The sequence below is a fragment of the Blastococcus sp. SYSU DS0541 genome (genome assembly GCF_054050875.1).
The window spans coordinates 19641-44219 of sequence record NZ_JBJHAD010000001.1 but is presented as its reverse complement, the minus strand read 5'-3'; the positions used below and the strand labels follow the sequence as shown (position 1 = coordinate 44219).

The following is a 24579-nucleotide window of genomic DNA, read 5'->3' as shown; positions in this document are numbered from 1 at the left end:
CGGCATACGAGGTCACGCCCCGAGCACAGCAGCGCCGCCACGGCGGCCGACGAGCGCCAGCGAGGAGAACGAGGACGCGTGAGTGCCGCCGAACTGGAGAGCGCCGGGGAGCACGTCCCCGACGACGTCGACATCCACACGACCGCGGGCAAGCTCGCCGACTTCGAGCGCCGGGTGCAGGAGGCCGTCCACGCGGGCTCCGAGCGCGCGGTGGAGAAGCAGCACGCGGCCGGGAAGATGACCGCCCGCGAGCGGATCGAGGCGCTGCTGGACCCGGGCTCGTTCACCGAGTTCGACGAGTTCGCCCGGCACCGGTCGACGAACTTCGGGATGGCCGAGAAGCGGCCCTTCGGCGACGGCGTGGTGACCGGCTACGGCACCGTCGATGGCCGGCCGGTGGCGATCTTCTCCCAGGACGTCACGGTCTTCGGCGGGAGCCTCGGCGAGGTCTACGGCGAGAAGATCGTGAAGGTGCAGGACTTCGCCATCAAGAACGGCTGTCCCGTGATCGGCATCAACGAGGGCGGCGGCGCGCGCATCCAGGAGGGCGTGGTCTCCCTCGGCCTCTACGGCGAGATCTTCCGGCGGAACGTGCACGCCTCCGGCGTCATCCCGCAGATCTCGCTGGTCATGGGCCCGGCGGCCGGCGGGCACGTCTACTCCCCCGCGCTCACCGACTTCATCGTCATGGTGGACAAGACCAGCCAGATGTTCATCACCGGCCCCGACGTCGTGAAGACCGTGACCGGCGAGGACGTCTCGCTCGAGGAGCTGGGCGGGGCGCGCACGCACAACACCAAGTCCGGCGTCGCCCACTACCTCGCCGAGGACGAGACCGACGCGCTCGACTACGTCAAGGCGCTGCTGTCCTACCTGCCGAGCAACAACCTCGACCCGCTCCCGGCGGTCGAGATGGCGCCCGTCGAGACCGTCCTCCCGGATGCGCTGACCGACGAGGACCGCGAGCTCGACACCTTCATCCCGGACTCGGCCAACACCCCCTACGACATGCACACCGTCATCGAGCACGTGCTCGACGACGGCGAGTTCCTCGAGGTGCAGCCGCTGTTCGCGCCCAACATCCTCATCGGCTTCGGCCGGGTCGAGGGCCGGCCGCTCGGCATCGTGGCCAACCAGCCCACCCAGTTCGCCGGCACGCTGGACATCGACGCCAGCGAGAAGGCCGCGCGCTTCGTGCGCACCTGCGACGCCTTCAACATCCCGGTGCTCACCTTCGTCGACGTGCCGGGCTTCCTGCCGGGGACGTCGCAGGAGTGGGAGGGCATCATCCGGCGCGGGGCGAAGCTGATCTACGCCTACGCCGAGGCGACCGTCCCGAAGGTCACGGTGATCACCCGCAAGGCCTACGGCGGCGCCTACGACGTCATGGGCTCCAAGCACCTGGGCGCCGACGTGAACCTGGCGTGGCCGACCGCGCAGATCGCCGTCGTCGGCGCGCAGGGTGCGGTCGGGATCCTCTACCGCAAGGAGCTCGCCGCGGCCGAGGACCCCGACGCCAAGCGCGCGGAGCTGATCGCCGAGTACGAGGACACCCTCGCCAACCCCTACATCGCCGCAGACCGCGGGTACGTCGACGCGGTGATCCCGCCGTCGCACACCCGCGTCCAGGTGACCAAGGCGCTGCGCGTGCTGGCCAACAAGCGCCAGACGCTCCCGCCCAAGAAGCACGGGAACATCCCGCTGTGAGTGAGGGAACCGCACCCCTGCTGCGGGTGGTGAGGGGTGAGCCGACGGCGGAGGAGTTGGCGGCGCTGACCGTCGTCGTGGCCGCGATGTCGCAGCGGCGCACCCGCCGCCGGCCGACGCCGGTCGGCGCCTGGGCGTCGTACGGCGACGCGCACCGCCGGCCGCAGACCGCCGGGCACGGCGGCTGGCGCGCCGCGGGGAGGTTCGCGTGACCGCGGACCGCCGGCTGGTGCTGGCCTCGGCGTCGCCGGCCCGGCTCTCCCTGCTCCGGCAGGCCGGTCTCTCCCCCGAGGTCGTGGTGAGCGACGTCGACGAGTCGGCCTACTCGGCCCCGCGCGTGGCCGAGCAGGTCGCCCTCCTGGCGGCCGCCAAGGCCGCGGCGGTCGCCAAGCGGGAGACCGACGCCCTCGTCATCGGCGCGGACTCGCTCCTGGAGTTCGGCGGCAAGCCCCAGGGCAAGCCGGCGGACGCCGCCGAGGCCCGCGACCGCTGGCGGCGGATGGCCGGGCGTTCCGGCATCCTGCACACCGGCCAGGCGCTGTTCGACGTGCGGGACGGCGCCGTGGTGAGCCGGGACATCGCGGTCGCCTCGACCGTCGTCTACTTCGCCGACCCCACGCCGGCCGAGGTGGAGGCCTATCTGGCCACCGGCGAGCCGCTGGCCGTGGCGGGGGCCTTCACCCTCGACGGGCTGGGGGCGCCCTTCGTCCGCCGCGTCGAGGGCGACCCCGCGGCCGTGGTCGGGCTGTCCCTGACGGTCCTGCGGACGCAGTTGTCCAAGCGAGGTCTGACCATCACCGATCTCTGGCGTCGCTGAGCATCGCGGCGTCGCTGAACCACCCCGCCCGACGCGGGCACTGACAATCGTTCGACCGGCCCACAGAAGAGGGAGAGCACCGGTGCAGAAGGTCCTCATCGCCAACCGCGGCGAGATCGCGGTCCGCGTGGCCCGCGCGTGCAAGGACGCGGGTCTGACCAGCGTGGCGGTCTACGCCGAGCCCGACCGCGATGCGCTGCACGTGCGCGTCGCCGACGAGGCCTTCGCGCTCGGCGGCACCACGCCCGGTGACTCCTACCTGGTCATCGACAAGATCCTCGACGCCGCCAAGCAGTCCGGCGCCGACGCGATCCACCCCGGCTACGGCTTCCTGTCGGAGAACGCCGACTTCGCCCAGGCCGTCATCGACGCCGGGCTCACCTGGATCGGCCCCTCCCCCGAGGCGATCATCGCCCTCGGCGACAAGGTGCAGGCCCGGCACATCGCCACCAAGGCCGGCGCTCCCCTCGTCCCCGGCACCAAGGACCCGGTCGGCGGCGCCGACGAGGTCGTGGCGTTCGCCGAGGAGCACGGCCTCCCGGTCGCCATCAAGGCGGCGTTCGGCGGTGGCGGCCGCGGCCTCAAGGTCGCCCGCACCATGGAGGAGATCCCCGAGCTCTTCGACTCAGCCGTGCGGGAGGCCGTCTCGGCCTTCGGCCGCGGCGAGTGCTTCGTCGAGCGGTTCCTCGACAAGCCCCGCCACGTCGAGGCCCAGGTGCTCGCCGACCAGCACGGCACCGTCATCGTCGTCGGCACCCGTGACTGCTCCCTGCAGCGCCGCAACCAGAAGCTGGTCGAGGAGGCCCCGGCGCCGTTCCTCACCGACGAGCAGCGCGCGCGGATCCACTCCTCGGCGAAGGCGATCTGCGCCGAGGCCGGCTACCACGGGGCCGGCACGGTCGAGTACCTCGTCGGCGCGGACGGCTCCATCTCCTTCCTCGAGGTCAACACCCGCCTGCAGGTGGAGCACCCGGTGTCGGAGGAGACCAGCGGCATCGACCTGGTCCGGCAGCAGTTCCGCATCGCCGACGGCCTCCCCCTGGAGATCACCGAGGACCCGGCGCCCCGCGGCCACAGCATCGAGTTCCGCATCAACGCCGAGGACGCCGGCCGCAACTTCATGCCGGCTCCCGGCCCGGTGGACCGCCTGGAGATCCCGCAGGGGCCCGGCGTCCGCTGGGACTCCGGAGTCGAAACCGGTGGGGAGGTCGCCGGCGCGTTCGACTCGATGCTCGCCAAGCTCATCGTCACCGGCGCCACCCGCGAGGAGGCGCTGCAGCGCGCCCGCCGGGCGCTGGACGAGCTGGTCGTCGAGGGCATGCCCACGGTCATCCCGTTCCACCGGGCCGTCGTCCGCGACGAGGCGTTCACCAGCGAGCCGTTCACCGTGCACACCCGCTGGATCGAGACCGAGTGGGACAACCAGGTCCCGCCCTACGACGCCGCGCCCGCCGGTCAGGACGAGGAGACTCCCCGGCAGACCGTCGTCGTCGAGGTCGGTGGCCGCCGGCTCGAGGTGTCGCTGCCCGCCGGGCTCGCCGCCGGCGGCGGGGGCGCGGCCCCCGGCGCGACCGCCAAGCCCCGCAAGCGCGGCGGCGGGGGTGGCGGCTCCGCGGCCTCCGGGAACTCCCTCACCTCGCCGATGCAGGGCACGATCGTCAAGGTGGCCGTCGAGGACGGCGCCACCGTCGAGGCCGGCGACCTCGTCGTCGTCCTCGAGGCGATGAAGATGGAGCAGCCGATCACCGCGCACAAGGCCGGCACGATCTCCGGTCTGGCCGCCGAGGTCGGCGCCTCGGTCACCAGCGGTGCGGTCATCTGCACGATCGCCGACGCGGACTAGCGCACCCGGCACGACGGGAGCCCGTGACCGCACGCGGTCACGGGCTTCCGTGCAGGACCGGCACGGTCAGACGGTCACGTCCCGGCAGCCGAACGATGTGTTGGCCGAGGAGACCTCCTGGTCGATGGCGTACACGCAGACCCGGTGCGCCCCCGGCGCCACCTGGCCGGACCAGCCGAACCCGTGCACCGGGCCGGCGTGCGGGAAGGCGCCCCCCACGTCCGGCCGGTCGCCGTCGGCCCGCAGCGCCACCCCGGCGCCGTCGACGTACACGTGCACTGCGACCGGGGCGGTCGGGGAGTCAGGATCGAACGTCCAGCCCGACAGCGACAGCGTCGTCCCCGACGCCGACAGGGTGTCCCAGCTGCCCACCGGCCGGGCCAGCCCCACCGCCACGTCCCGGCAGCCGAAGGGCGTGTTCGCGGAGGACACCTCGCGGTCGATGGCGTACACGCACACCCGGTGCATCCCCGGCGCCAGGTCGGCCGACCAACCGAAACCGTGCGCCGATCCGGCGTGCGGGAACGCCGCCCCGACGTCCGGCCGATCCCGGTCGGCCACGAGCCCGACGCCCTTGCCGTCGACGTAGACGTGCACGTCCACCGCGCCCGTCGGGGAGTCCGGGTCGTAGGTCCAACCCGACAGCGACACCGTCGTCCCCGTGGCCGACAGCGAGTCCCAGGTGCCGGTCGGCCGGGTGAAGGCCACGGCCACGTCACGGCAGCCGAGGGAGGTGTTCGTCGACGGGACCTCGCGGTCGATGGCGTAGGCGCAGACACGGTGCATCCCGGGCGCCAGGTCGGCCGACCAACCGAAACCGTGCGCGGACCCGGCGTGCGGGAAAGCCGCCCCCACGTCCGGCCGGTCCCCGTCGGCCTGCAGCGCCACCCCGGCACCGTCGACGTACAGGTGCACCGCCGACGCCGGATCGGGGGTGTTGGGGTCCAAGGCCCAGCCCCGCACCGTCAGCGTGGTCCCCGACGCCGAGACGGCGTCCAACGAGCCGATCGGCCGGGTGGGCGCCGTGGGCACCGTGGGATCCCCCGCCGTCGCCACCCGGACGGTCGCCTCGGTGGCCGAGGCGGCGACGACCGTCACGGTCAGGTCGGTACCCGAGATCGGCACCGCCCGGGCGAACGGCAGGGCGACCTGCAGATCGCTCCTCCAACCGGACAGGCTCGACGGCGTGGCGTCGAGCAGGAACGACGTGGCACCGTGCGCCGCCCTGTCCGCGTCCGTACCGGCACGGCGGAGGAGGACACCGCTCTCCAGGCGGAGGCGGTTCGCCTCCGTCCCCAGCCACGCGTCCTGGAGGTCGGGGGTGCGGTACTCGAGCCAGTAGGCCCGGCCGTGGGAATCCGTCAGCCGCAGGGCACGGGTCCCGGTGCGTCCTGAGGTGGGCGACAGGGTGACCAGGGTCCCGGACGACGTGACCGAGACGGACTTCGTGTGCTCGGGCGGCAGCACCCCGAGCCGGGCAGCATGCGGGGCGCTGAGCGAGCCCACCTGCTCCCAGGAGACGCCCATGACGTCGTACCAGTCGTTGTAGTCGGTGACCGCGCAGGTGCCGCCCTCGACGGTCCCGTCGCACTGGTGGCTCGACGAGTGCCAGAGGCTGAAGTTGTGCCCGAACTCGTGGGCGACGAGGGACGTGGCGGTGCCCCGGGCGTAGAGCCTGCCCCCGGCTCCGGGCCCGGTTCCCACCTCGGCGAGCCCGTGGGGGCACCGGGAGGCGTCGGTGGATCCGTTGCTCACGTAGAGCATGAGGTGCTTGCCGGGGGCGGCCGTGAAGTTGACCGAAGGGAGCTTCGCCACCTCGTTCCAGAGCCCCACGTAGTCCGTGCACTTCGCGGTCGTGGTGATCCAGTCGTGGGAGGCGGAGACACCCAGGCCGATGGCCCCCTGGCTCTCCTTCGACCAGAACTGCGCCACCGGCCCGTTGACCGCATCGACGACCTGCTGCAACGTCGTGCTGTCGGTGGTCCCGCCGCCGGCGACCACCATGACCACGGTGACCTGGTTCGTCACCGTCGTCGCGGCCTCTGCCGTCGCCGGCTCCTCCGCGGGCGCCGGCTCCACGATCTCGGCGGCGAGGACCTCCCGGGCGGGCTCGATGACGCCCTCGGCCGCCGCGACGTCGGTCACCTCCCCGCCGACCGTCACCTCGACGGTGGTGCCGACCGCGATGTCCTGGACGTCGTCGGTCGGGATCCTGACCGCATCGCCGGTCTCCGGCTCGATCCAGGTGAGCGGCTGGGAGAAGAGGTCTTCTCCGGCGGAGTGGTGGTCCTCGGGCTCGGCCCAGGCCTGCACCAGCTCGCCGGTGACCGTCTCGGCGGCTGCGACGGGCTCGTCCTGCGCCCGCGTCGCCGGGGTGGAGAGCACGGTGAGTGACACGGCACCGGCGGCGACCAGGACGGACGCCCGCAGAAGTCGGGAACGGGGGGTGACGCGCACGCGGAGCTCCTGGGCCGAGGGGACTACCCCCTGTGCATCGGCGGGCGCCCGGCGGAACTGAACCGGTCGGACGGGACCGTCACCCGCGCAGGCGATGCCGACGCACCACCTGCACCAGCAGCAGGACCGAGCCCGCGAGCACCGCCCCGGCGGCCGGCAGCGCGAAGCCGGTGGAGGAGGTGGAACTGTCGGCGACCGGCTCCAGGGGGATGCCGGACCGCGGCGCCGCGACGTGGACCGGAGGGGCCAGCGGCAGCGGCGGCTGCGGCGTCGCCTCGGGGGCGCGCTGCCCGGCGGGCTCCTCGGCGGGACCCGGGGCCACAGGCGTGGCCGCCGCACCGCCCCGCGGGGTGGCGTCCTGCCCGGCCGGGGCCTGTGCCGCGGCCACTGCGGGCCGCGCCGCCGGGACCACGTCCACCACGGCCCGGCCGCCGTCGACGCCGCGCAGCGTGAGGGTGAAGTCCCCTCCGGAGAGCGGGATCGCGACCCCCAACGGCAGCGCGAACTGCAGATCGGCGTCCCAGCGGGCGGCCGGGCCGGGCGTCCCGTCCAGCAGCAGCGAGGTGTCGGGGAACGGACCCGTCCGGCGGAGCAGCACCCCTGCGTCGAGGCGGTAGACGTTGTCGCGGGTGCCGAGCCAGGCGTCGGGCCCGGTCGCGGCCCGGAACTCCAGCCAGTAGGCGTCGCCCTCGGCGTCCACCAGCCGGAGCGCCCGCAGGCCGGCGCCGCCACCCAGCGGCGCCAGGGTGACGCTCGTGGCCCCCTCCCCGACCGCCACGGTCCGCTGCGCGTCGCCGGGGAGAACACCCAGCGCCGCGGCCTGGACGGCGTTGAGCGAACCCAGCTGCGCCCAGGAGGCGCCCATCACGTCGTAGTAGTCGCGGTAGGCGGCGGTGCGGCAGGAGCCGCCCTCCACCGCGCCGTCGCACTGCTGCCCCGAGGAGTGCCCGAGGCCGAAGTTGTGCCCCAGCTCGTGCGCGATGACCGAGGCACCGCCGTCGCGGACGTAGAGGCGCCCGCCGGACGCCGGCGAGGTGCCGACCTGGGCCAGCGCGTACGAGCAGGCCGGCTGGTCGGCGGCCTGGCCGCTCAGCCGGAGCATCAGGTGCTTGCCGGGGCCGGCGCTGAACCCGACCTCCGCGGCGACCTCGTCCCAGAGCCCTTGGGGGTCCGTGCAACCGGCCGTCGTCCGCACCCAGGCGTGCCGGGCGGTCACGCCGAGGGTGACGGCGCCGCCGGTCTGCTCGGCCCAGAACCGGGAGACCGGGCCGTCGACGGTCGTCACGACGTCGCCGAGCCGCGTGCCGTCCGGCTCCGTCCCCGCCGGCGCCACCAGCACCACGGTGACCTGGTTGGTCAGGCCGCCGCGCGGAGCGGGCGGCGGCTCGGGCGTCGCGACCGGCGCCGGGGAGAGGACGTCGCTTGCCAGCACGGTGCGGGCGGGGTCGTGCCCGTCGGCGCTCGCCTCGTCCTCGACGGTCCTCCCGACCGTCAGCTCCACCGTGGAACCCGCCGGGACGTCGGCGACCTGCTCGGCCGGCACGCGCACCGCGCCGTCGGCGGTGGTCACCCAGCTCAGCCGGGCCGCGTCGTCCTCACCGTCGGCGTGGTGGCCCCCGGAGCCCTCGGCCCAGACGTGCACGAGCTCGCCGCGGACCGTGGTGGTGCCGCCGTCCGCGAGGGCCGCGCCCGGCACCACGACGACGCCCAGTGCGGCGGCGAGCACCGCGCCGGCCAGCCCGAGCGCGCGGGACGGACGACGGAGGCCGCGGGGACGACGGAGGTCGTGGTCAGGAGACATCTACTCCTGACTCGGCGGCCCGGGGCCGCGTCGGCACCGGATCGGGGATGTTGAGCCGAACTCCCGTCACACCCGGCGCAGCCGCCCCGGCCGCCCCCAAGGCTCCGCTACGCCAGGTCGTCGGCCCCCATCAGGCGACGCCCCGCCTCGGTGATCGAACCCGACAGCGACGGGTAGATGGCGAACGTCTGCGCGAGGTCGTCGACCGTCAGCCCCTTGGTCACGGCGAGCGCGATGGGGAGGATCAGCTCCGACGCGCCCGGGGCCACGACGACGCCCCCCATGATCACGCCGGTCGAGCGGCGGGCGAAGAGCTTCACGAAGCCGTCGTGCAGGTCTCCCATCTTCGCCCGCGCGTTCGTGGCCAGGGGCAGGCGCACGGCCTCGACGTCGGCGTTCTCGGCGAGCGACTTCTCCTGCACGCCGACGGTGGCGATCTCGGGGTGGGTGAAGACGTTCGCGGCGACCGTCTTGAGCTTGATCGGCGCGACCGCCTCGCCCAGCGCGTGCCACATGGCGATCCGCCCCTGCATGGCGGCCACGGAGGCCAGCTGGAAGACGCCGGTGACGTCACCGGCGGCGTAGATGCCGGGTACGGAGGTCCGGGAGACCCGGTCGACGACGACGTGCCCGGACTCGGTGACCTGCACCCCGTGCTCCTCCAGGTTGAGCCCGGCGGTGTTGGGCACGGTGCCGACGGTCATCAAGGCGTGGGAACCCTCGACGCAGCGCCCGTCGGTGAGTGCGACGGAGATCCCCTTCTCGGTGCGCGTGACGCCGGCGGCCCGGCCGCGCTCCAGGCGGCCACCGCGGGACTGGAAGACCTGCTCGAGCACCTCGGCGGCGTCGGAGTCCTCGCCCGGGAGCACGCGGTCGCGGGAGGACACGAGGGTGACCGGCACGCCGGCCTCCAGGTAACCGGAGGCGAACTCCGCGCCCGTGACGCCCGAGCCGACGACCACCAGGTGCTCCGGCGCCTCCTGCAGGTCGTAGACGTCGCGCCAGTCGAGGATCCGCTCGCCGTCGGGTTCCGCCCCGGGCAGGACACGCGGGTCGGCGCCGGTGGCGATGAGGACGACGTCGCCCTCGACCTCCTCGGTGACGTTGCCGTCGTCGTCGAGGATCTCCACCTCGTGCGCGGCCAGGCCGGGCTCGTCGTCGGCCAGCCGCCCCCGTCCGGGGACGATCCGCACGCCCTCGGCGTCCAGCCGGGCGTGGATGTCGGCCGACTGCGCCATCGACAGGTTCTTCACCCGCTGGTTGGCGGCAGGGAGGTCCAGGCTCACGGTCGCGAGCTCCGCGCCGTGCACGCCGAGGACGGCGGAGTCGCGCACCGACGTCATCGCGCCGGCCGCCGCGATCAGGGCCTTGGAGGGCACGCAGTCGGTGAGCACGCTGGCGCCGCCGATGCCGTCGCGCTCGATGACGGTGACCTGCGCACCGAGCTGCGCGGCGACGAGCGCGGCCTCGTAGCCGGCCGGGCCACCACCGATGATGACGATGCGGGTCATGGGTCCATCTTCCGTTGCCGAGCGTGGGTCGTCGCCATTGTCCCCGGTGCGGGCCCGATCGGCGTCACCCGCCCACCGGCGCCCGCCGGGTCGCCTGGCTAGTCTCGCCGGGATGGGCCTCTACGCCGCCTACGGATCCAACATGGACCCGGCTCAGATGCTGCGCCGGTGTCCGTCGTCCCCGCACGCCGGCACCGGCTGGATCCGCGGCTGGCGGCTGACGTTCGGCGGCGAGGACCTCGGCTGGGAGGGCGCGCTGGCGACCCTCGTCCCGGAGGACGACGACTCGCCGGGCGTGTTCGTCGCGCTGTACGACCTCACCGAGGCCGACGAGCGGGCCCTGGACGCCTGGGAGGGTGCCGACTCCGGCCTCTACCGCCGGGTGCACCTCCGGGTGCACACGCTGGGCGGAGACGTGGTCGCCTACGTCTACGTGCTCGACGCGTTCGAGGGTGGGCTGCCCTCGGCCCGGCACCTGGGCGCGATGGCCGACGCCGCCGAGGCCGCCGGCGCGCCTGACGACTACGTGCGCGAGCTCCGCTCCCGGGACTGCCGCAGCGCCTTCTGACCCCACCTCCCCCGGTGATCATGGCGCCGTGACTCTCTCGGGCCCGTCCGGAGCGGTCACCGCACCATGATCGCGGCGGGACGGGCGGTGAGCTGACGGCGCACCTGCTCCACCATCGCCTCCGCGCGGCGGTAGACGTCGACCGCGGTGAAGTGCAGGAGCCGCCAGTCCCGCTCGCTCAGCCAGTTGTGGCGGTCGCGATCGGCGGCGAGCTGCTGCCGGGTCATGTGCGCCTCCAGCCCGTCGAACTCCGCTCCGACGCGGTGGTCCTCCCACCCGACGTCGAGACGGTGCCGTCGGCCGCCGTCCTGGACCTCGAGCTGGACGGCCGGCGGCGGCAGACGGGCCGCCAGGAACCGCCAGCGCATCCGGGACTCCATCGGTGACTCGGACCGACCGTCAGCGGCCGGGATCAGCTCGTCCAGCCGTGCCACCCCGCGGAGCCCGCGCTGGCGCACCCGCTCGTGGGCGAGCTGCTCGCGCGTGCAGGCGCCTGCGCGCAGGGCCCGGTCGAGGGTCGCGAGCGCATCGATCGGCGCGCCGAGCCGGGCGACGTCGCATGCCGTGCGCGCACCCGGCGTGCACCAGACTCCGTCCAGGAAGACCGCATCGGCGGTGTCGAGCGCCGACGGGTGCACCTGGAGCTGCCGCAGCAGCCGGTTGTCCATCTCAGCCGGCCCCAGGAAGTGCAGACGGTCGGTGGCGGCCGCGGTGTCCGACCGCAGGTCGAACCCCCACAAGAGGGCCGCTGTGCTGTGGCAGGCGACCAGGTCGCCGCCGAGCCAGAGCGCGGCGGCCCGGACCAGCGCCGGGATCTCCTCGGGCAGCTCGCCGTCGACGTAGATCCCCCGCCAGGGCGTGCGCCGCCAGCGACCGCTGCGCACCACCGCCCGGATCCGCGCCGGCGAGTGCCACTCGAGCGCCTGCTCCCGCGTGAACACACCGCCCTGGCGGGCCACCAGGCGCACGAAGCTCTGCGACATGCCGCCGACGTTGGCCCGTCATCTCGAGGCTCGGAGGCATCACCCGGAACCTGTGGACAGGGCCGACGATGGGGATCGACGCAGCCCCCGCCGCCGATCATGGCGCCGCGACCACTGCTGCGCCGCATCGAGTGGTCGCCGCGCCATGATCGCGGGGGGAGACGCGGGTCAGCCGGCGCGGAAGGTGTCCAGGACCTGCCGGGCGGCCAGGGCCGGGGTGAGCTCGCCGGCGAGCACCGCCTTCTCGAGGTCGGGCACGGCGGCACGGACGCCGGGGTGGGCGCGCAGCGCGTGCTCCAGCCCGTCGCGCACCAGCTGCCAGGTCCAGCGCACCTGTTGCGCGCGGCGGCGCTCGTCGAACTCCCCCGAGACCTTGGCCCGCTCCTGGTGCTCGAGGAGCTTGGCCCAGACCTCGTCCAGTCCCTCGCCGGTGAGCCCGGCGCAGGTGAGCACCGGGACGTCCCAGCCATTGCCGCGCCCGCGCAGCAACCGGATCGCCTGGGCGAGCTCCCGGGCGGCCTTCCGGGCGTCCGCGGCGGCCGGCCCGTCGGCCTTGTTGACGGCGATGACGTCGGCTATCTCGAGGATGCCGCGCTTGATGCCCTGCAACTGGTCGCCGGTGCGCGCGATCGTCAGGAAGAGGAACGAGTCGACCATCTCGGCGACGGTGATCTCCGACTGCCCGACGCCGACGGTCTCGACCAGGACGACGTCGTAGCCGGCCGCCTCGACCACGACCATCGACTCGCGGGTGGCCTGCGCGACCCCGCCCAGGGTGCCCGACGTCGGCGAGGGCCGGATGAAGGCGTTCGGGTCGACCGCCAGCCGCGCCATCCGCGTCTTGTCGCCGAGGATCGAACCGCCCGACCGCGCCGACGACGGGTCGACGGCGAGCACCGCGACCTTCGACCCGGCCCCCGTCAGGTCCACCCCGAGCTGGTCGATGAACGTCGACTTCCCCACGCCGGGGACGCCGCTGATGCCCACGCGGCGCGCTCCCCCGGCGTGCGGCAGCAGCTCGACCAGCAGCTCCTGCGCCTTCTCGCGGTGGTCGGCCCGCCGCGACTCCACCAGGGTGATGGCCCGCGCCACCACCCGGCGGTCCCCGGCCAGCACCCCCTCGACGAGGACCGGGACGTCGACCTCTCGAGCCATCAGTGACCGAGACGGGAGGACAGCGTCCGCAGCAGCTCCTGCGCCGCCTCGGCGATGACCGTGCCGGGCGGGAAGACCGCGGCGGCGCCCATCTCCTTCAGCGTCGGCACGTCGTCGGGCGGGATGACACCGCCGACGACGATCAGCACGTCGTCGGCACCGAGCTCGGCCAGCGCGTCGCGGAGCGCCGGCACCAGCGTGAGGTGGCCGGCCGCGAGCGAGGAGACGCCGACGACGTGGACGTCGGCCTCCACCGCCTGGCGGGCGACCTCGTCCGGGGTCTGGAACAGCGGGCCGACGTCGACGTCGAAACCGAGGTCGGCGAACGCGGTCGCGATGACCTTCTGGCCGCGGTCGTGCCCGTCCTGGCCCATCTTGGCCACCAGGATGCGCGGCCTGCGACCCTCGGCCTCGGCGAACTCCTCGGCCAGCCGCCGCGTCTCCTCCATGGGCCCGGATGCTCCTGCCTCGTCGCGGTAGACCCCGGAGATGGTGCGCACCTGACCGGCGTGCCGGCCGTAGACGACCTCGAGGGCGTCGGAGATCTCCCCGACGGTCGCCTTGGCCCGCGCGGCGTCGACGGCAAGCTTCAGCAGGTTGCTGTCGAGGTCGTTGCCACGCGTGCCGTCGGCGGCGGCGCGGGCGGCGTCGGTGAGCCGGCCTAGCGCCTCGGTGACGGCGCGGCCGTCGCGGTCGGCGCGCAGCTGCTCGAGCTTGGCCTTCTGCTGGGCGAGCACGTCGGCGTTGTCGACCTTGAGCACCTCGATCGCCTCGTCGGCGTCGACCCGGTACTTGTTCACGCCGATCACCGGCTGGCGGCCGGAGTCGATGCGGGCCTGGGTGCGGGCCGCCGCCTCCTCGATGCGCAGCTTGGGGATGCCGTCGTCGATCGCCTGGGCCATCCCGCCGTGCTCGGCGACCTCCTGGATGTGCGCCCAGGCGCGGCGGGCCAGGTCGTAGGTCAGCTTCTCCACGTACGCGGAGCCACCCCACGGATCGACGACGCGGGTGGTGCCCGACTCCTGCTGCAGCATCAGCTGGGTGTTGCGGGCGATGCGGGCGGAGAAGTCCGTGGGCAGCGCGAGCGCCTCGTCCAGGGCGTTGGTGTGCAGCGACTGGGTGTGCCCCTGGGTGGCTGCCATCGCCTCCAGGCACGTGCGGACGACGTTGTTGTAGACGTCCTGCGCGGTCAGCGACCAGCCCGAGGTCTGCGAGTGGGTGCGCAACGACAGCGACTTGGGGTTCTGCGCGCCGGCCTCCTTCACCAGCTTCGCCCACAGCAGCCGCCCGGCCCGGAGCTTCGCGACCTCCATGAAGAAGTTCATGCCGATGGCCCAGAAGAAGGACAGCCGCGGCGCGAAGGCGTCGACGTCCATGCCCGCGGCCTGGCCGGCCTTCAGGTACTCGACGCCGTCGGCGAGCGTGTAGGCCAGCTCCAGGTCGGCCGTCGCCCCGGCCTCCTGGATGTGGTAGCCCGAGATGGAGATCGAGTTGAACTTCGGCATCCGCTGCGAGGTGAACGCGAAGATGTCGCTGATGATCTGCATCGAGGGCTTGGGCGGGTAGATGTAGGTGTTGCGCACCATGAACTCTTTGAGGATGTCGTTCTGGATGGTGCCGGTCAGCTGACCCGGCTCCACCCCCTGCTCCTCGGCCGCCACGATGTAGAGCGCGAGCACCGGCAGCACGGCGCCGTTCATCGTCATCGACACGCTCATCTTGTCCAGCGGGATGCCGTCGAACAGCTGCCGCATGTCCAGGATCGAGTCGATGGCCACCCCGGCCATGCCGACGTCCCCGGGCACCCGGGGGTGGTCGGAGTCGTAGCCGCGGTGGGTGGGCAGGTCGAAGGCGATCGACAGCCCCTTCTGCCCGGCGGCGAGGTTGCGCCGGTAGAAGGCGTTGGACTCCGCCGCGGTGGAGAAGCCCGCGTACTGGCGGACGGTCCACGGCTGGGTGGTGTACATCGTCGGGTAGGGGCCGCGCAGGAACGGCGGCAGGCCGGGCAGGGTCTCGAGGAAGTCCAGGCCCTGCAGGTCGGCCGGGGTGTACAGCGGCGGGACGGAGATCCCCTCGGGGGTCTCCCAGGCCGCCTCCTCGACGCTGCGGCCGGTCGCCTCCTCGAACGCCTTGGCCCAGTCGCCGGCCGAGGCACCCGCGGAGGGTGCGCCCAGCTCCACGGAACCGAAGTCGGGGATGCCGCTCATGCCCGCTCTCCTTCCAGACCCAGCTCGGAGTGCACCGTGCGCAGCGCCGCGAGGGCGTCGCACCCGGCGTGCACGTACCCGTCGACGCCGTCGACGGCGAGGTCGGGCTTGCCCGCCAGCCACACCTGGGTGGCGCCGGCCGCCTTCAGCTCCGCCGCCAGCCCGGCCGCGTGCTCGGCGTAGTCCTTGTCGGTGCCGCAGATGCAGGCCACGGTCGTGCCCGCGTCGGCCAGCGCGGTGGCGCCGTCGCCGGCCGGGGTCGCCAGCCCGCCGGCCTGGAACAGGTTGGCCGCGAAGCTCGCCCGGGCGGTGTGCCGGGCGATGGGGCCCAGGGTCGCCAGGTAGACGGACGGCCGCTCCCCCGCAGCGTCGGCCGCGTCGCGCAGCGCCTCGAACTCCTGCGCCGCGCGCACCCGCGGCAGCCCGCCGGTCGCCGGCAGCACCTCGGCGGCCGGTCGGCGCTCGGGCAGCTTCTCGGTGAGGTTGGGGAACTCGCTGACGCCGGTGATCGCGTCCGCTCGGGTGGCCAGCCGCTTCGCCCTCGCGTCCCAGGCCTGCGCGATCCGGTCGCGGACCAGCCCCGAGGCCAGCGCCGCCGACAGCCCGCCGGCCCGCTCAATCTCGGTGAACCACGCCCAGGCGGCGCGGGCCAGCTCGTCGGTCAGGGACTCCACGTACCAGGAGCCACCGGCGGGGTCGAGCACCCGGCCCAGGTGGCCCTCCTCGACGAGGAGGTTCTGGGTGTTGCGCGCGATCCGGCGGGAGAAGGAGTCCGGCAGGCCCAGCGCGGCGTCGAACGGCTGCACGGTGACCGCGTCCGCGCCCCCGACACCCGCGGCGAAGCAGGCCACGGTCGTGCGCAGCATGTTGACCCACGGGTCGCGCTTCGTCGTCATCACCGAGGAGGTGACGGCGTGCTGCCGCTGGGCGCGGGCCTCGGGCGAGGCGCCGCTCACCTCGCCGACGCGGTCCCACAGCCGGCGGGCGGCGCGCAGCGCAGCGATGGTCGTGAACTGGTCGGCCGACGCGGCGTAGCGGAACTCCAGCTGGGCGGCGGCCTCGTCGACGGTCAGCCCGCCGTCCGTGAGGGCGCGCAGGTAGGCGAGCCCCGCGGCGAGCGAGCAGCCGAGCTCCTCCACCACCGAGGCACCGGCGTCGTGGAAGACCGTGCCGTCGACGACGACGGCGCGCAGGGCGGAGCCGGGCCGACCAGCACCGTGGGCGGCGGCGCGGCGGGCGACGTCGGCGAGGCCGGTCAGGTCCTGCCGCTCCCCGGAGGCTGCCTCGACGCCCAGCGGGTCCAGGCCGAGCGAGCCGCCGGACGCGAGGTCGGAGCGCCCCTCGACCAGGTCGAGGAAGGCCGCGGCGGCCGGGAACCCACCCTGCACGGTCACCGGCGCGAGGTCGAGGTAGACGTCGGCGAGCACCTCACCCAGCGCGTCGACCGGGATCGCGCCCTCGCCGAGCACCAGCCACAGCGAGGTGACGCCGTTCTCCAGGTCGGCGGCGATCGCCTCCTTCGTCACCGCGACGTCGGGGTGCGCGTGCCGCTGGCGGATGTCCCACCCGCCGGACGCGCCGCCCTCGGCGCCGCCGGACGCCGTGACCTCGGCCGAGCCGGCCGGCCCGCCGGCGGGGCGGGCACCGCGCACGAACGGCGGCAGGCCCGGGACGCCGATCCCCGCGGGGAGGTCACCGGCGTCCTCGGCGGTGTAGAGGGGGGCCACCGAGACACCCGGGGCCACCGGCCGGCGCAGCGCGTCCTCGACCGGGTCGGGGAGCTCCTCGCGACCGGCCTTGCGCAGCACGCCGGCCACGAGCTCGCGCCACTGGTCGCGGGTCACCGCGTCGAACTCGCCCGCGAGCGCGAGGTCCTCCGGGACCGCGTGCTTGGCCGGCACCTCGGCGTCAGCCGCCGCCGGCCCCTGGCCGGTCGTCTCGTCGGTCGTGCTCATCCTGGGGTTCCCGCCTCTCGTCGACGGCTCGTCGGGCAGAAGTGTCTCCGGGAGCGGGTCTGCGCGTGCGAGGGGGTGCCCCGGAGCTGCCCGGGGACGGTTCGGCGTCGGCCTCCAGCGCGAGCAGCGCGGTGCGGGCGAGCAGCCGCACCCCGACGCCGATGGCCCGCTCGTCGACGTCGAAGGTGCCCCGGTGCAGGTCCAGGGGGGCGCCGCCGCCATGGGTCCCCAGCCGGGCCAGCGCGATCGGCATGACGTCGGCGAACCAGCCGAAGTCCTCCCCGCCCATGCTCTGCGGCGAGAGCAGGAGGTTCTCCGCGCCGACGGTGCCCAGCGCGGCCGAGCGCAGCAGCGCCACGGCACGCGGGTCGTTGACCACCGGCGGCACCCCGCGGACGTAGTCGACGTCGACCTCGGCGCCGGTGGTGGCGGCGACCCGCGCCACGAGGGAGCGCATCAGCTCCTCGGCGTCCTTCCACGCCTCCCGGTCCAGCACCCGGACGGTGCCCCGCAGCGTCCCCCGCTGCGGGATGGCGTTGGCCGCGACACCGGCGTTGACCGCGCCCCAGACGAGCGACATCCCCGTCCGCGGGTCGACCTGGCGGGAGAGCAGCCCGGGCACGTCGGTGATGATCCGCCCGAGCGCATCGACGAGGTCGACGGTCATCTGCGGCCGGGCGGTGTGCCCGCCGGGCCCGGTGAGCGTGACGTCCATCCGGTCGCAGGCCGCGGTGATGGGGCCCGTGCGCAGCCCGATCCTCCCGGCGGGGATGGACGGGTCGCAGTGCAGCGCGAAGGCGCGGGATGCGCCGTCGAGGACGCCGGAGGCCACCACCTCGGTGGCCCCGCCCGGCACCGTCTCCTCGGCCGGCTGGAAGACGCAGCGGACCGTGCCGGGCAGCCCGTCGAGCGAGGCGAGCGCGACGGCGACGCCGAGGACCACCGTCGTGTGCACGTCGTGGCCGCAGGCGTGGGCCAGACCCTCGCGGGTGGAGGCGTACGGCACGTCCTTGAGGTCCTTCAGGGGGAGCGCGTCGATGTCGGCCCGCAGGACGACGATCGGTCCCCCGCCCGCGCCGACGTCGACGCTGAGGCCGGTGCCGGTCGGCAGCCGGCGCGGGACCAGCCCGTGGTGGCGCAGCCGCTCCTCGAGGAAGGAGGTCGTCTCGAACTCCGCGTAACCGAGTTCGGGGTGGGCGTGCAGGTGCCGCCGGGTGGCCGACAGCGCGGGCCCGTTCGCGGCGACCCACTCGTCGACCGCGGCGCCCAGCTTCTCGACGACCGGGGTCATGCGGCGTGCCCGCCCTCGCACGAGGCCGGACCCGGCACCGGGCCGTCGGGCTGCCCGGCGGGGCCCGAGGAGGGCAGCCCGTCCCGGAGCTCGGCCAGCAGGCCGTCCACGACCGGCGCCAGGTCGCCGTCGTTCGCCAGCGCCACCGCCCGCTGCCGCTGGTAGGAGGCGCCGACCTCCAGCACGCGGAGCACGTCGGCGAGCTCGGCCTCGCAGTCCAGCCGCTTGGCCGTGGGCATCAGCTCCTCGACCAGCTCGGTGATCGCCTCGCGCACCGGCCGGACGGCGTACTGCTCGTCGACGATGATCTCGGCGTCCAGGCCGTAGCGGGACGCCCGCCACTTGTTCTCCCGCACGACCCACTCCTCGGGGCGGGGCAGGGTGTAGCCGCGGTCGAGCTGGGTGTCGAACTGCTCGACCAGGCACTGGGTGAGGGCGGCGACCGCCCCGATCTCGTCGAGGGTGGGCAGGCCGTCGCAGATGCGCAGCTCCACGGTGCCGAAGTCGGGGTGGGGCCGGATGTCCCACCACACCTCGCGGACGCTCTCGATGCTCTTCGTGGAGATCAGTGTCTCCATGTACTCCTCGAACTCGCCCCAGCCGTCGAGCTGGAAGGGCAGCCCCGCGGTCGGCATGCCCTCGAAGATCTTCGTGCGGGCCGAGGCCAGGCCGGTGTCGCAGCCGACCCAGAACGGCGAGGACGACGACAGCGCCAGGAAGTGCGGCACGTACTGGCACAGCGCGTTGACGATCGGGATGACCTTCTCCGGCGCCCGGACCCCGACGTGCACGTGGACGCCGAAGATCTGCAGCCGGCGGGCCAGCCACTGCATGCGCTCGACGAGCTGCCCGTAGCGCTCCTTCGGCGAGATCTCCTGCGTCTGCCAGTCGGTGAACGGGTGGGTGCCGGCGCAGAGCAGCCCCAGCCCCCGTTCGTCGGCCGCGGCGACCACCTCGGCCAGGGTGCCCGCGAGGTCGGCCTTCGCCTCGCGCACCGTGGTGCAGACGCCGGTGATGATCTCGATGGTCGACTGCAGCAGCTCGTGCTTGGCCTTGGGGTGCTCGTCGGCCCCCTCGGGGCGCATCGCCTCGAGGATCTCGACGGCACCGGGTGCGAGCTCGCGCGTCTCGCGGTCGACGAGCTGCAGCTCCCACTCCACGCCGAGGCTGGAGCGCTCCGAGCTACGGAAGGGGATCTCCACCTCCGGGAGTCTAGAAGGACCTGCCTGCCCCCCGTCCCTCGCTCGGCTCGGCGGAGGCCCCTGCAGGCAGGCAGTCCCAGCCCCCGACGGGTCGGGTTCCCCGGCCGGCCGCGCCGGCCAGGCGTCGAGGACGCCCTCCGCCCGTCGTGCCCACCGGGCGCGGCGGACATCCACCGCGTTTCCCGGGCTGCGTTAGCGTCCCTGCGTGAGCGAGCTCCCCGGAACCGACCCCACCGCCCTGGCCGCGCAGGCGGCCGACGCCCTGACCACCGCGCTCGGCGGCCCGCACGACGTCGCCGTCGTCATGGGCTCGGGCTGGGCACCCGCCGCCGACGCGTTCGGCGAGGCCGCCGGGTCGGTGGCGATCGGCGACCTGCCCGGCTTCGCGGCCCCGACCGTCGTCGGGCACGGCGGCGAGATCCGCTCGGTGCGGGTCGGCGAGCGGAAGGTGCTGCTCTTCCTCGGCCGCACCCACTACTACGAGGGGCGCGGCGTCGAGGCGGTCGCCCACGGGGTGCGGACGGCGGTCGCCGCGGGCGTGAGGACGGTCGTCCTGACCAACGCCGCGGGCGGGCTGGCCCCCGAGCACCGGGTCGGCCAGGCCGTGGTGATCTCCGACCACCTGAACCTGACCGCGCGCTCCCCGCTCGTGGGCGCAAACTTCGTCGACCTCACCGACCTCTACTCCTCGCGGCTGCGCGCGATCGCCCGGGAGCTCGACCCCTCGCTGGCCGAGGGCGTCTACGCGCAGCTCCCCGGCCCGCACTTCGAGACGCCGGCCGAGATCCGCATGCTGCGCACCCTGGGCGCCGACCTCGTCGGCATGTCCACCGCGCTGGAGGCGATCGCCGCCCGGGCCGCGGGCGCGGAGGTGTTCGGCCTCTCGATGGTCACCAACGCCGCCGCGGGGATCACCGGCGAGGCGCTGAACCACGAGGAGGTCCTCGCGGCGGGCAAGGCGGCCGCGGGACGGCTCGGGGAGCTGCTGGTGCGGCTCATCGAGCGGCTGCCGTGACCGGCCACGAGGCGTCGCCGTCCGGCCCGGTCGTCCTCACCGGCGCGGCCGGGCGGATCGGCACGGTCCTGCGGGGCGGGCTCCCCGAGCGCGGGTGGGCGGTGCGCAGCCTCGACGTCGTCCCGGTGCCCGAGCCCCGGCCCGGCGAGGAGCACCTGGTCGCCGACGTCACCGACCTCGACGCGATGACCGGTGCGCTGCGGGGCGCCGCGGCCGTCGTCCACCTGGCCGGCGTCGTGGGCGAGTCCACCTGGCCGGCGATCAGCCACGCGAACATCCAGGGCACGTACGCCACGGTCGAGGCAGCTCGCCGCGCCGGCGTCCGGCGCGTGGTTCTGGCCAGCAGCAACCACGCCAGCGGTTTCACCGCACGCCCCGCGGAGGGGCTGCTGCGCGAGGTCGACGCGCCGCCGCGGCCGGACACCTACTACGGCGTCGCCAAGGTGGCGATGGAGGCGCTCGGGTCGCTCTACGCCGACCGGTACGGCATGGAGGTCGTGTGCCTGCGCATCGGCAGCGCCTTCCCGGAGCCGACGACGGTGCGCATGCTCGCCACCTGGCTCTCCCCCGCCGACACCGTCTCCCTGGTGGACGCGGCACTGCGGACGCCCGACCCGGGCTGCACGGTGGTGTGGGGCGTCTCGGCCAACACCCGCAACTGGTGGGACCTCGCCGCTGCGCGCGCCATCGGCTACGAGCCGGCCGACGACGCCGAGGTGTACGCCGAGGCCCTCATCGCGGCCCAGGGCGAGCCGGACCCCGAGGACCCGGTGCACGCGCGGGTGGGCGGCCAGTACACGCTGCCGGAGTTCGACGCCGAGAACGTCGAGGCGGCGGGGGGCCGGTTGTGAGCGACGTCGTGACGCAGGCCCGCGCCTGGGCCGACGCCGATCCGCACGAGGGCGACCGCGCGGAGATCCTCGCGCTGGTCGACGCCGGCGACACCGCCGAGCTCGCCCGCCGCTTCTCCGGTCCGCTCACCTTCGGGACGGCGGGGCTCCGCGGTCCGCTGCGGGCCGGACCGGCCGGGATGAACGCCGCCGTGGTGCTGCGCGCCGCGGCCGGGGTGGGCCGGTACCTGTTGGACACCGGGGAGGGCGGCGGGACCGTGGTGATCGGCTTCGACGCACGGCGGCGGTCCGACGAGTTCGCCCTCCTCTCGGCCCAGGTGTTCTCGGTGCTGGGGTTCCAGGTGCAGCTCATGCCGCGCCCGCTGCCCACCCCGGTGCTGGCCTTCGCCGTCCGGCAGCTCGATGCCGCGGCCGGGGTGATGGTCACCGCCAGCCACAACCCGCCCGACGACAACGGCTACAAGCTCTACCTGCGGGGCGGGGCGCAGCTCGTGCCGCCGGCCGACCGCGCGATCGAGGAGTCGATCGCCGCGGTGGGCCCCGCGCGGGAGATCCCCCTCGCCGGCGGCCACGGGGTCCTGGGCGACGACGTCCTCGCCGAGTACGTCACGGCGGTCGTGCGGGCGCTGGATCCCGAACGGGTGCCGGCCGCCGACCGGGCGGCGCTGCGCGTGGCGTACACCGCCATGCACGGGGTGGGCGCGTCGACGACCCGGCTGGTGTTCGCCGCAGCGGGGTTCGCGGAGCCGGCCGGCGTGCCCGAGCAGGACGCACCCGATCCGGCGTTCCCGACGGTCGCCTTCCCGAACCCGGAGGAGCCCGGGGCGGTGGACCTGCTCACCGCGCTGGCCGAGCGGTCCGGGGCCGACGTCGCCATCGCGCAGGACCCCGATGCCGACCGCTGCTCGGTGGTCGTGGGCGGGCGGCAGCTGACCGGTGACGAGGTGGGGGCGCTGCTGGCCGACTGGCTGCTGCGCCGCGGGGTGCGCGGCACCTACGCGTCCTCGCTGGTGAGCGGCTCGCTGATGCACGTCGTCGCCGAGTCGCACGGCGTCCCGTCGGAGGAGACCCCGACCGGCTTCAAGTGGATCATGCGCGCGGGCTCCGACGCCGCGCCGCTGGTGTTCGGCTACGAGGAGGCGCTGGGCTACTCGGTGGCTCCGTCGGTGGTGCGGGACAAGGACGGCATCTCGGCGGCGCTCGCGGTGGCCCTGCTGGCGGCGGAGCTCAAGGCCGGGGGCCGCACGGTGCTGGACCGGCTGGACGAGCTGGCCACCGAGCACGGCCTCTTCGTCACCGGCCAGCTGTCGGTGCGGGTCGAGGACCTCTCGGTCATCTCCGGGGCGATGGCTCGGCTGCGGTCGCGGCCGCCGTCGTCGCTGCTCGGCCGGCCGGTGGAGTTCGCCGACCTCGCCGGGTCCACCCCACCGGTGGACGCCGTCCGCCTGCTGGGCGACGGCGTGCGGGTGATCGTCCGGCCCAGCGGCACCGAGCCCAAGCTCAAGGCGTACCTGGAGACGGTCGTCCCGGTGCACGACGACGCCGGCCTGATCGCCGCACGCGGCCGCGGCGCCGACGAGCTGGACCAGCTGCGGGCGGAGATGAAGGCGGCGCTGGGCTTGTGACCCCCTGCCGCCGCGACGTCGCGGCGGTCACCCCGGGACGCGCTCGCGGCACCCCGTGTCCAGGGCGCGGGCCGCCGTCGCCAGGACCGCCACGACGTCCCGGCCGAACCCCACGTCGCAGGGGTGGGTGCCACCGGCGATCGCTGCGGAGGTCAGCTCGTCGACGGCGACGGCGAAGGCGTCCACCGGGGCCTCGACATCGGGCAGGAGCACCAGCCGGCCGGCGTCGCCGTGGACGAAGAACTCGATGCCGGTCGACATCGGCGCCACCGTGTGCGACAGGGTCACGGTGGAGGCCGTCCCCGATTCGTGGGTGAGCACCAGGTGGACGGTGTCGTGCAGCCCGGCCCCGGCCTGCACCGCGACGACGGGCCCCAGCGCCGGCAGGAACAGCGACAGGGCGTGCGGGCCGATGTCCCAGAGCGCGCCGTGCTGCTGCCGCCACGACGAGGCGCCGAACGGGGAGCCGGCGATGGACGACAACCAGGACCCGGCACCGCCGGCGAGCTCCGTGCGGGCCGCCTGGGTGAGCCAGGTCGACGTCGCGGTCTGGAAGCGGAACGTGAAGAAGACGACGGAGGCGACACCGGCGTCGCGGACGGCGGCGACCACCCGGTCGGCGGCGGCGACGTCGAGGGCGACGGGCTTCTCGAGCAGCAGGTGCTTGCCCGCGGCGGCGGCGCGCTCGGCCAGCGGCGCCTGCACGTGCGGCGGCAGCGCGATGGCGACGGCGTCGACCTGCTCCAGCAGCTCGTCGAGGTCGGCGAAGCCGGGGACGTCGAAGTCGGCGGCCACCGCCTCCGCCTTGGCGACGTCACGGCCCCAGACGCCGACCAGCTCGGCGGAGGGGTGCCCGGCCAAGGCGGTCGCGTGGATCTCCTTCGCCCAGAAGCCGGTGCCGAGCACCCCGAACCTCACGGTCAGACCGCGCCGAACTGGCGGTCGCCGGCGTCGCCGAGCCCCGGGACGATGTAGGCCTTGTCGTTGAGCCCCTCGTCGACGCTCGCGGTGAACACCCGCAGCGGCAGGCCGCTCTCCTCGAGACGACGGAGGCCGTCGGGCGCGGCGAGGGCGCAGAGCACCGTGATCGACGTCGTGCCCCGGGCGGTGAGCAGCTCGCAGCAGTGCACGAGCGAGCCGCCGGTGGCGAGCATCGGGTCGAGCACGAAGACGTCGCGGCCGACCAGCGACTCGGGCAGCGAGGCCATGTACGCCTCCGGCTGGAAGGTCTCCTCGTTGCGGGCGAGCCCGACGAAGCCCATCTGGGACTCCGGCAGCATCCCGTGCGCGGTGTCGGCCATCCCGAGACCGGCGCGGAGCACGGGGACGATCAGCGGCGGGGCGGCCAGCCGGTACCCGGTGGTCGTGGTGACCGGGGTGGTGATCGGCTCCTCCGCGATGGCGAGATCGCGGGTGGCCTCGTAGACCAGCATCTGCGTCAGCTCGCGGAGCGCGGCGCGGAACATGGCGTTGTCCGTCCGCTCGTCACGCATCTTGGAGAGACGGGCACGGGCCAGCGGGTGGTCGACGACGGTCAGCTGCACGCCGGACACCGTATCGGCCGGCACGGCAGAGCCGGGCGCCGTCCTCG

The 24579-nt window shown here is 74.4% G+C and carries 19 protein-coding genes; 8 read left to right on the top strand and 11 right to left on the bottom strand.

All coding sequences use genetic code 11. The features are described from left to right. Positions 1 to 78: 78 nt before the first annotated feature. The 4 genes from ACI794_RS00180 to ACI794_RS00165 all read left to right on the top strand — a co-directional run bounded on the left by ACI794_RS00180 (position 79) and on the right by ACI794_RS00165 (position 4367). Positions 79 to 1707, top strand: coding sequence for an acyl-CoA carboxylase subunit beta (locus ACI794_RS00180; RefSeq protein WP_456602850.1), 1629 nt, complete (start codon positions 79 to 81; stop codon positions 1705 to 1707). Further along, a complete protein-coding gene (locus ACI794_RS00175) occupies positions 1704 to 1919 on the top strand; it encodes an acyl-CoA carboxylase subunit epsilon (RefSeq protein ID WP_456602851.1) in 216 nt (71 codons plus the stop codon). The genes ACI794_RS00180 and ACI794_RS00175 overlap by 4 nt, the downstream gene beginning before the upstream one ends. Then, positions 1916 to 2524, top strand: a complete 609-nt coding sequence (locus ACI794_RS00170) for a Maf family protein (protein WP_456615430.1) — start codon at positions 1916 to 1918, stop codon at positions 2522 to 2524. The genes ACI794_RS00175 and ACI794_RS00170 overlap by 4 nt, the downstream gene beginning before the upstream one ends. Positions 2525 to 2606: 82 nt before the next feature. After that, entirely contained in the window at positions 2607 to 4367 is a 1761-nt protein-coding gene (locus tag ACI794_RS00165; RefSeq protein WP_456602853.1) for an acetyl/propionyl/methylcrotonyl-CoA carboxylase subunit alpha, read from the top strand. A gap of 66 nt (positions 4368 to 4433) precedes the next feature. On the opposite strand, the gene ACI794_RS00160 is transcribed toward ACI794_RS00165, so the two are convergent. The 3 genes from ACI794_RS00160 to ACI794_RS00150 form a co-directional block, all read right to left on the bottom strand. After that, on the bottom strand, positions 4434 to 6824 hold the full coding sequence (locus ACI794_RS00160) for a hypothetical protein (RefSeq protein WP_456602854.1): 2391 nt from the start codon (positions 6822 to 6824) through the stop codon (positions 4434 to 4436). A gap of 79 nt (positions 6825 to 6903) precedes the next feature. Beyond that, a complete protein-coding gene (locus ACI794_RS00155; RefSeq protein WP_456602855.1) occupies positions 6904 to 8625 on the bottom strand; it encodes a reprolysin-like metallopeptidase in 1722 nt (573 codons plus the stop codon). 107 nt (positions 8626 to 8732) lie between these two features. Continuing rightward, entirely contained in the window at positions 8733 to 10136 is a 1404-nt protein-coding gene (locus tag ACI794_RS00150; RefSeq protein ID WP_456615429.1) for an NAD(P)H-quinone dehydrogenase, read from the bottom strand. 112 nt (positions 10137 to 10248) lie between these two features. On the opposite strand from ACI794_RS00150, the gene ACI794_RS00145 reads away from it, so the two are divergent. After that, positions 10249 to 10704 carry a gamma-glutamylcyclotransferase family protein gene (locus tag ACI794_RS00145; RefSeq protein WP_456602857.1) on the top strand — a complete coding sequence of 152 codons (456 nt, stop codon included), beginning with the start codon at positions 10249 to 10251 and terminating at the stop codon, positions 10702 to 10704. Positions 10705 to 10760: 56 nt separating this feature from the next. Here ACI794_RS00145 and ACI794_RS00140 read toward each other — a convergent pair whose 3' ends face one another. The 6 genes from ACI794_RS00140 to ACI794_RS00115 all read right to left on the bottom strand — a co-directional run bounded on the left by ACI794_RS00140 (position 10761) and on the right by ACI794_RS00115 (position 19497). Next, complete coding sequence (locus ACI794_RS00140; protein ID WP_456615428.1) at positions 10761 to 11687, bottom strand: hypothetical protein; 927 nt, start codon at positions 11685 to 11687, stop codon at positions 10761 to 10763. 168 nt (positions 11688 to 11855) lie between these two features. Further along, positions 11856 to 12842: a methylmalonyl Co-A mutase-associated GTPase MeaB gene (meaB, locus tag ACI794_RS00135; protein WP_456602859.1), complete on the bottom strand. Its 987-nt coding sequence runs from the start codon at positions 12840 to 12842 to the stop codon at positions 11856 to 11858. Then, a complete protein-coding gene (gene scpA / locus ACI794_RS00130; protein ID WP_456615427.1) occupies positions 12842 to 15049 on the bottom strand; it encodes a methylmalonyl-CoA mutase in 2208 nt (735 codons plus the stop codon). Before scpA ends, meaB begins: the two co-directional genes overlap by 1 nt. Then, a complete protein-coding gene (locus ACI794_RS00125) occupies positions 15046 to 17004 on the bottom strand; it encodes a methylmalonyl-CoA mutase family protein (RefSeq protein ID WP_456615426.1) in 1959 nt (652 codons plus the stop codon). Before ACI794_RS00125 ends, scpA begins: the two co-directional genes overlap by 4 nt. Beyond that, positions 16958 to 18295 carry an amidohydrolase gene (locus tag ACI794_RS00120; RefSeq protein WP_456602862.1) on the bottom strand — a complete coding sequence of 446 codons (1338 nt, stop codon included), beginning with the start codon at positions 18293 to 18295 and terminating at the stop codon, positions 16958 to 16960. The genes ACI794_RS00125 and ACI794_RS00120 overlap by 47 nt, the downstream gene beginning before the upstream one ends. After that, positions 18292 to 19497 (bottom strand): glutamate--cysteine ligase, encoded by a 1206-nt coding sequence (locus ACI794_RS00115; RefSeq protein WP_456580693.1) that lies wholly within the window; start codon positions 19495 to 19497, stop codon positions 18292 to 18294. The genes ACI794_RS00120 and ACI794_RS00115 overlap by 4 nt, the downstream gene beginning before the upstream one ends. Before the next feature lie 205 nt (positions 19498 to 19702). Here ACI794_RS00115 and ACI794_RS00110 point away from each other — a divergent pair, with 205 nt between their 5' ends. From ACI794_RS00110 to ACI794_RS00100, 3 genes are read left to right on the top strand one after another with little or no spacing between them, the layout of a single operon-like run. Beyond that, a complete protein-coding gene (locus ACI794_RS00110) occupies positions 19703 to 20512 on the top strand; it encodes a purine-nucleoside phosphorylase (protein WP_456602863.1) in 810 nt (269 codons plus the stop codon). Continuing rightward, positions 20509 to 21363 (top strand): NAD-dependent epimerase/dehydratase family protein, encoded by an 855-nt coding sequence (locus tag ACI794_RS00105; protein WP_456615425.1) that lies wholly within the window; start codon positions 20509 to 20511, stop codon positions 21361 to 21363. Before ACI794_RS00110 ends, ACI794_RS00105 begins: the two co-directional genes overlap by 4 nt. After that, a complete protein-coding gene (locus ACI794_RS00100) occupies positions 21360 to 22988 on the top strand; it encodes a phospho-sugar mutase (RefSeq protein WP_456615424.1) in 1629 nt (542 codons plus the stop codon). The genes ACI794_RS00105 and ACI794_RS00100 overlap by 4 nt, the downstream gene beginning before the upstream one ends. 27 nt (positions 22989 to 23015) lie before the next feature. On the opposite strand, the gene ACI794_RS00095 is transcribed toward ACI794_RS00100, so the two are convergent. Both ACI794_RS00095 and upp read right to left on the bottom strand, forming a co-directional pair. Next, positions 23016 to 23906: a Gfo/Idh/MocA family protein gene (locus tag ACI794_RS00095; RefSeq protein WP_456615423.1), complete on the bottom strand. Its 891-nt coding sequence runs from the start codon at positions 23904 to 23906 to the stop codon at positions 23016 to 23018. 2 nt (positions 23907 to 23908) lie between these two features. Then, the gene (upp, locus tag ACI794_RS00090; protein ID WP_456580698.1) at positions 23909 to 24532 is read right to left on the bottom strand and encodes a uracil phosphoribosyltransferase; all 624 of its coding nucleotides are present in this window, start codon (positions 24530 to 24532) and stop codon (positions 23909 to 23911) included. Between the last annotated feature and the right edge of the window lie 47 nt (positions 24533 to 24579).

What these genes read in the sequence shown, in the direction of transcription:
- ACI794_RS00125 (WP_456615426.1), bottom strand. Translation starts at nt 17,004, where the DNA reads ATGAGCACGACCGACGAGACGACCGGCCAGGGGCCGGCGGCGGCTGAC.
- ACI794_RS00155 (WP_456602855.1), bottom strand. Translation starts at nt 8,625, where the DNA reads ATGTCTCCTGACCACGACCTCCGTCGTCCCCGCGGCCTCCGTCGTCCG.
- ACI794_RS00150 (WP_456615429.1), bottom strand. Translation starts at nt 10,136, where the DNA reads ATGACCCGCATCGTCATCATCGGTGGTGGCCCGGCCGGCTACGAGGCC.
- ACI794_RS00120 (WP_456602862.1), bottom strand. Translation starts at nt 18,295, where the DNA reads ATGACCCCGGTCGTCGAGAAGCTGGGCGCCGCGGTCGACGAGTGGGTC.
- meaB (WP_456602859.1), bottom strand. Translation starts at nt 12,842, where the DNA reads ATGGCTCGAGAGGTCGACGTCCCGGTCCTCGTCGAGGGGGTGCTGGCC.
- ACI794_RS00140 (WP_456615428.1), bottom strand. Translation starts at nt 11,687, where the DNA reads ATGTCGCAGAGCTTCGTGCGCCTGGTGGCCCGCCAGGGCGGTGTGTTC.
- scpA (WP_456615427.1), bottom strand. Translation starts at nt 15,049, where the DNA reads ATGAGCGGCATCCCCGACTTCGGTTCCGTGGAGCTGGGCGCACCCTCC.
- ACI794_RS00145 (WP_456602857.1), top strand. Translation starts at nt 10,249, where the DNA reads ATGGGCCTCTACGCCGCCTACGGATCCAACATGGACCCGGCTCAGATG.